Origin of the sequence: Pseudomonas sp. 24 E 13 (genome assembly GCF_900004715.1) — a bacterium.
Classification (GTDB): domain Bacteria; phylum Pseudomonadota; class Gammaproteobacteria; order Pseudomonadales; family Pseudomonadaceae; genus Aquipseudomonas; species Aquipseudomonas orientalis_A.
Map to the genome: position 1 here is coordinate 24,322 of NZ_CVTO01000102.1, position 6,402 is coordinate 30,723.

A 6,402-nucleotide genomic window follows, 5' to 3' on the forward strand; every position below is an offset into this window, starting at 1 on the left:
GATGAGGCCATCAGCCACACCACACAATCAAAGCGCCCGCGCAATAATCTCCTTCATGATCTCATTGGTCCCCGCATAAATGCGCTGCACGCGCGCATCCGCCCACGCCCGCGCAATCGGGTATTCCCACATGAAGCCGTAGCCGCCGTGCAGTTGCACGCACTCATCGAGCACCTTGCATTGCAGGTCCGTGGCCCAATACTTGGCCATTGCCGCAGTGGGCACATCCAGCTTGCCTTCCAAGTGCAGTGCCAGGCATTTATCCACGAACACGCGGCCGATTTGAATCTCGGTGGCCATCTCCGCCAGCTTGAACCGGGTGTTCTGAAAGTCGGCAATCGCCTTGCCGAACGCCTTGCGCTCGCGGGTGTAATCCAACGTCCACTGCAGCGCCGCCTCCGCTGAAGACAGCGCGCCAATCGCCACGGTCAGCCGCTCCTGGGGCAGTTCCTGCATCAGGTACGCAAAGCCCATTCCGGACTGGCCCAGCAGGTTTTCCTTGGGCACACGCACATCCTGGAAGAACAACTCCGAGGTGTCCTGGGCCTTCATGCCGACCTTCTCCAGGCGCTTGCCCTTGGCGAAGCCCGGTGTATCGGCTTCCACCAGGAACAGGCTGGTGCCCTTCGCGCCGGCCTTGGGATCGGTCTTGGCGACCACGATCACCAGGTCGGCCAGATAGCCGTTGGTGATAAAGGTCTTGGAGCCGTTGATCACATAGTCATCACCGTCCGCCACTGCCGTGGTCTTCACCCCTTGCAGGTCGGAGCCGGCCCCCGGCTCGGTCATGGCAATGGCCGTGACCTTCTCGCCCGAAACCAACTTGGGCAAGTATTTGTGTTTCAGCGTTTCGCTGCCGTAGTGAAGGATGTACGGCGCGACAATGTCCGAATGCAGTGAAAAACCAATGCCGGTCAAGCCCAGGCGACTGATCTCTTCGATCACCACCGCGCTGTAGAGAAAGTCCGCGCCCAGCCCGCCGTATTCTTCCGGCACGTGCGAACACAGCATCCCCGCCTCCCCCGCCTTGTTCCACAGGCTGCGGTCGATATGACCCTGTTTCTCCCATTGCCCATGGAAGGGCGCCGCCTCCTTTTCAAGAAAGGTGCCCACGCTGTCGCGAAAGAGTTCGTGCTCCGGGCTGAACAAGGTTCTGGCAATCATGGGTCACCTGCGTGGATTGTCGGACAAAAATGACCCCACAGAGCCTATGCCGCGAATGCGTCACGGGACACTGGACACATGCGACAAAAAATAAGACGATCCAGCCGTCTGGTGACCACTTTCCCCTATAAGAATAAATGAAATTATGTCTAACCAAATCTCCACGCCCCTGCGGCGCGTCAGCATTCTGGCCATTGATCGGGTATTCGCTTCCACCCTCATGCAAGCCAAGGATTTTTTCCACCTCGCCAGCCTGCGTTATGGCAAGCAACAAGGCCTGGGCCTGACCCCTGCCTTTGAAACGCGCCTGGTCAGCCCCGACGGGCAATCGGTGCGCAGTTTCAGCGATGTGATCATGCCGGTGGACGGCGGCCTGGAAGATGCCGACATCATCGTGCTGCCGGCCTTCTGGGACGACTTCGACGCCATGTGCACCCGCTACCCCCAGGTGCTGCCGTGGCTGCGCGAACAACACGCCCGCGGCGCCGTGCTGTGCGGCGAAGCCACCGGGGTATTCTGGCTGGCCGAAGCCGGCCTGCTCGATGGCAAGGAAGCGACCACTTACTGGCGCTTCTTCACTGTATTCAGCGAACGCTTCCCCCAGGTGCAGCTCAACCAGGACAAGCACCTGACCGACGCCGACAACCTGTACTGCGCCGGCGGCACTACCTCAGCCTGCGACCTCTACATTTATCTGATCGAACGCTTCTGCGGGGCCAACATCGCCCAGGCCGTGGCCCGCGACATTCTGTATGAGGTGCAACGCAGCTATTCGCCGGGGCGGATCGGTTTCGGCGGGCAGAAGCTGCACCAGGATGTGATCATCCTGCAGATCCAGCATTGGCTCGAAGAACACTTTGCCGACAAGTTCCGCTTCGAAGACGTCGCCAGGGAGCACGGCATGAGCATCCGCAACTTCATGCGCCGCTTCCAGGCCGCCACCGGCGACAAGCCGCTGCATTATCTGCAACGCTTGCGCATCGAGACCGCCAAGGGCCTGCTGTCGGGCAGCCGCAAGAGCATCAAGACCATCAGCTATGAGGTGGGTTACGACGATGCGAGCTTCTTTGCGCGGTTGTTCAGGCAGCACACGGAGTTGTCGCCGAATCAATACCGCCAGCAATTCCAGCAGGCCGCGTAACTGGATATACACAAAACCAATGTGGGAGGGGGCTTGCCCCCGATAGCAGGGTGTCAGTCACTGCATGAGTTGACTGATCCACCGCTATCGGGGGCAAGCCCCCTCCCACAGTTTGATTTGCATTGATCTTAGGGTTTGTGTCCGCGCGACAGGAATTCGTGGGACTGCATTTCCAGCAAACGGCTCAAGGTGCGCTGGAATTCGAAGTTCAAGCGCCCGCCGGTATACAGGTCCTTGAGTTCGACTTCCGCCGAGATGATCAGCTTGACGTTACGGTCGTAGAACTCGTCGACCATGTTGATAAAGCGCCGCGCAATGTCGTCGGTGGTCACGCCCATCTGCTCTACACCGCTCAAGATCACCGCATGGAAGATCTTGCCCAGTTCGATGTAGTCGTTCTGGCTACGCGGGCCGTCGCACAGTTGACGGAATTCGAACCAGGCCACGTCATCGCAGGTACGCAAGGCGATGATTTCGCGGTTCTCGATCATCAACTTGTCGTTTTCCACCGCCTGGGTGCATTCCGGCGTCAACGCGCGGAAGCTTTTCTTCAGGCTTTCGTGGGCCGCTTCGTTGAGCGGAAAGTGGAACAGCTCCGCCTGCTCAAGGTGACGCAAACGATAGTCGACGCCGCTGTCGACATTGACGATATCGGTGTTCTGCTTGATCAACGCAATGGCCGGCAGGAAGCGCGCGCGCTGCAGGCCGTCCTTGTAGAGGCCATCGGGCACGATGTTCGAGGTGGCGACCAGGGTCACGCCGTTCTTGAACAGCTCTTCCATCAAGGTGCCGAGGATCATGGCGTCGGTGATGTCGGAGACGAAGAACTCATCGAAGCAGATCACCCGCGCTTCGTCGGAGAAACGCTTGGCAATGATCGTCAGCGGGTTCTTTTCCCCCGGCAGGGTCTTCATTTCTTCGTGCACACGCTTCATGAAGCGGTGGAAGTGGGTACGCACCTTTTCCTTGAACGGCAGCGCTTCGAAGAAAGTGTCCACCAGGTAAGTCTTGCCCCGGCCGACGCCACCCCAGAAGTACAGGCCCTTGACCGGCGTGTGGTCTTTTTTGCCAAACAGCTTGCTGAACATCCCCGGCTTGGTTTGCGAGGCTGCGACCAGGTCTTCATACAGGCGCTGCAAATGACGCACCGCATTTTCCTGGGCCGCGTCATGGAAGAAGTCAGGGCGTTTCAGATCAGCTTGATATCGTTCTAGGGGCGTCATAATTTCGTTAGCAAGGCAACAAAAACGGGCCGTCACTGTAACGACGGCCCTGGATAATGGCAATCAACCCTTGGTCGGGTTAATCCTCGGAAGGGGCCAACGCGACGCGCAACGCAGCGATGGCGGCATCGCGGGAGACGCTGTCGGCGAACTCGGCGCTGTCAGCCACAGCGGCGTCGTCCAGCCATACGCTGAAGCGCTGGGCCTCGGTGCGTATGTCCAAATCACCGCTCTGCAATTGCCTGGTCACCGCGCCTGCCGCTTTGCCGTCGGCGAAGTGGCGCGACAGCAGCAGTTGCTCGCCATCGGCCGCCAGCAGGCGGAAGCGGAAGCTGCCGTCGTCCTCACGAAAGCTCACGAAGCGCGCAGCCTTCGCTGCTTTCTTCTTGGTGGCGACCGGCGCCGCAGCCTGGTTGACGAACGAGCGCAGGCCCACCGCTTCGCGCAGCTCAGCCAGGAACGGCGCCGCCACGGCACGGGCTTTTTTCGCACCGACCAGCAGCAGGTCTTCCATGTCGGACGGGCGCGACATCAGTTGGTGATAACGCTCGCGCGCTTCACCGAGTTGGCCGTCGAGCAGTTGGAACAGACGGTTCTTCGCCTCGCCCCAGCCCAGGCCTTGCAGCAGCTCACCACGGAATTCTTCTTCCTGGGCCTTGGTCGCGAATGCCTGGTACAGGGTGAACAGGTGGGAATTGTCCGGGTCCTTGGCTTCGCCTGGCGCGCGCGAATCGGTGACGATCCGCGAGATCGACTCCTTCATGTCCTTGGCGCTGGTGAACAACGGGATGGTGTTGTCATAGCTCTTGGACATCTTGCGCCCGTCCAGGCCCGGCAAGGTGGCGACGCTTTCTTCGATCAACGCTTCAGGCATGGTGAAGAATTCTTTACCGTTGCCGAACAGGTGGTTGAAACGCTGGCCGATATCACGGGCCATTTCCACGTGCTGGATCTGGTCGCGGCCGACCGGCACCTTGTGCGCGTTGAACATCAGGATGTCCGCCGCCATCAATACCGGGTAGCTGTACAGGCCCATGCTGATGCCCGCGTCCGGGTCTTCGCCGCTCTCCACGTTTTTGTCCACCGACGCCTTGTAGGCGTGGGCGCGGTTGAGCAGGCCTTTGGCGGCCACACAGGTCAGCAGCCAGGTCAGCTCGGGGATCTCGGGGATGTCGGACTGGCGGTAGAACGTCACTCGGTTCACATCCAGGCCGCCGGCCAGCCAGGTCGCGGCGATTTCCATGCGCGAGCGCTGGATGCGCTGCGGGTCATCGCACTTGATCAGGGCGTGGTAGTCGGCCAGGAAGTAGAAGGAATCGGCATTGGCGTCTTCGCTGGCAAGGATCGCCGGGCGGATCGCACCGGCGTAGTTGCCCAGGTGCGGCGTGCCGGTGGTGGTGATGCCGGTGAGGATGCGGGTACGGGTCGTCATGGGTGATCGCTTGTCGTCAATTCGAAAGGCGTGGCAGCACCAGATCCTTGAGATCGGTCAGCTTGCCATGAAAAAAGTGTCCGCATTCTGCCACTTTCAGCAGCGTATGGGGGCGATTCAAGGCGGCGGACCAGTCGTAGACAACTTGCGGGTCGACCACTTCGTCGGTTTCCGGCTGGATCAGGGTCAACGGGCAACCCTGCGGCAGCACATCGGTGTCGCGCAGACGCATCACGGCGGCGGCGACCATGAACAGGTGCGCAAGCTTTTCGCCCTTGGCTTCCAGGCGGCCGCCGAGGCTTGCGGCCACATACCCACCAAAGGAAAACCCCAGCAGGGTCAGCGGCAACTGCGGGTGTTTTTCGCGCAACCAGGTGGCGGCCGCTTCGGCATCGTCGACTTCACCGCTGGCCATATCGTGGGAACCGGCGCTGGCGCCGACACCACGATAATTGAAACGCAACGTAATCAAACCGGCATCGCGCGCGGTGCGCTGCAGGGTCGACACCACTTTATTGAGCATGGTCCCGCCCTGCACCGGGTTGGGGTGGCAGATCAGCGCCAGGCCACGTGGTTCGGGGTGATCCAGATACAGGGCTTCCAGTTGGCCCACCGGGCCATCGATCAAAACGGGGGTTTCACGCATGAGCAAGGATGAACTCCGTGACCTCTCAAGGGGTCGACTCGTCTAGCTAAAAGTCTGTGCATGGCATCATTGCGAGCTTAATCGCGGTATACAGCGCAGGTTTGAGCCGTTAACGTAAAGCAAAGCCGTTTATAGAGGAAGGACTCGTGGAACACTCGCTCTTAGTTTGGTTGTTGCCGACTCTTGCCCTGGTTGCCGGTGTCGCCATTGGATTCCTGGTTGCTCGCCTGCTGCCGAATGCCGCGCCTAACCGCACGCAACGTCAGTTGGATGACATTCAGGAACGTTTTGACAGTTATCAGAACGAGGTTGTTACCCACTTCAACAGCACCGCGACCCTGGTCAAGAAGCTCACCCAAAGCTACCAGGAAGTACAGGATCATCTCGCCGATGGTGCAAACCGCCTGGCCCTCGACGACATCACCCGCCAGCGCCTGCTGGCCGCGCTGCATTCCGATGCACCGCAAACCCCACGGGAACGCCTGACCCCGCCCCGGGAAAACCAGGAACCGCCGCGGGACTACGCGCCAAAAACGCCGAACGCCCCCGGCATGCTGGATGAGCATTACGGTTTGAAGAAGTAATTCATTCAAGCAATTAAAAAGCCCGGCTGATCGATGATCAGCCGGGCTTTTTGTTGGGGGCTAAGTTTCCCTGACCATGGAGATCTAATGTGGGAGGGGGCTTGCCCCCGATGGCCATACGTATCTACACACCTGCGTAGCACCCAACCGTAACCACGATGCGAAGCGAGTCGCTCTTGATCTTGATCTGCTTTTGATCCTAGGCGCCCCGT

Annotated in this window: 6 protein-coding genes; 2 read left to right on the forward strand and 4 right to left on the reverse strand. The window is 59.9% G+C overall.

Going from position 1 to position 6,402, the window contains the following annotated elements; translation table 11 throughout:
• Positions 1-27 precede the first annotated feature (27 nt).
• Positions 28-1,164, reverse strand: a complete 1,137-nt coding sequence (locus BFP90_RS08910) for an acyl-CoA dehydrogenase family protein (RefSeq protein WP_065893635.1) — start codon at positions 1,162-1,164, stop codon at positions 28-30.
• A 220-nt stretch (positions 1,165-1,384) separates the two neighbouring features.
• Here BFP90_RS08910 and BFP90_RS08915 point away from each other — a divergent pair, with 220 nt between their 5' ends.
• On the forward strand, positions 1,385-2,305 hold the full coding sequence (locus tag BFP90_RS08915; RefSeq protein WP_170827557.1) for a GlxA family transcriptional regulator: 921 nt from the start codon (positions 1,385-1,387) through the stop codon (positions 2,303-2,305).
• A 128-nt stretch (positions 2,306-2,433) separates the two neighbouring features.
• On the opposite strand, the gene zapE is transcribed toward BFP90_RS08915, so the two are convergent.
• The 3 genes from zapE to BFP90_RS08930 all read right to left on the reverse strand — a co-directional run bounded on the left by zapE (position 2,434) and on the right by BFP90_RS08930 (position 5,606).
• Entirely contained in the window at positions 2,434-3,528 is a 1,095-nt protein-coding gene (gene zapE / locus BFP90_RS08920) for a cell division protein ZapE (RefSeq protein WP_057724535.1), read from the reverse strand.
• 79 nt (positions 3,529-3,607) lie between these two features.
• Positions 3,608-4,960 (reverse strand): tryptophan--tRNA ligase, encoded by a 1,353-nt coding sequence (locus tag BFP90_RS08925; protein ID WP_065896484.1) that lies wholly within the window; start codon positions 4,958-4,960, stop codon positions 3,608-3,610.
• 16 nt (positions 4,961-4,976) lie between these two features.
• A complete protein-coding gene (locus BFP90_RS08930; protein WP_065883666.1) occupies positions 4,977-5,606 on the reverse strand; it encodes an alpha/beta hydrolase in 630 nt (209 codons plus the stop codon).
• Positions 5,607-5,752: 146 nt separating this feature from the next.
• On the opposite strand from BFP90_RS08930, the gene BFP90_RS08935 reads away from it, so the two are divergent.
• Positions 5,753-6,190, forward strand: a complete 438-nt coding sequence (locus BFP90_RS08935) for a YhcB family protein (protein ID WP_003171734.1) — start codon at positions 5,753-5,755, stop codon at positions 6,188-6,190.
• Positions 6,191-6,402 lie beyond the last annotated feature (212 nt).

Coding starts and splice junctions, on each gene's coding strand:
- BFP90_RS08910 (WP_065893635.1), bottom strand. CDS start 1,164: ATGATTGCCAGAACCTTGTTCAGCCCGGAGCACGAACTCTTTCGCGAC.
- BFP90_RS08930 (WP_065883666.1), bottom strand. CDS start 5,606: ATGCGTGAAACCCCCGTTTTGATCGATGGCCCGGTGGGCCAACTGGAA.
- BFP90_RS08925 (WP_065896484.1), bottom strand. CDS start 4,960: ATGACGACCCGTACCCGCATCCTCACCGGCATCACCACCACCGGCACG.
- zapE (WP_057724535.1), bottom strand. CDS start 3,528: ATGACGCCCCTAGAACGATATCAAGCTGATCTGAAACGCCCTGACTTC.
- BFP90_RS08915 (WP_170827557.1), top strand. CDS start 1,385: ATGCAAGCCAAGGATTTTTTCCACCTCGCCAGCCTGCGTTATGGCAAG.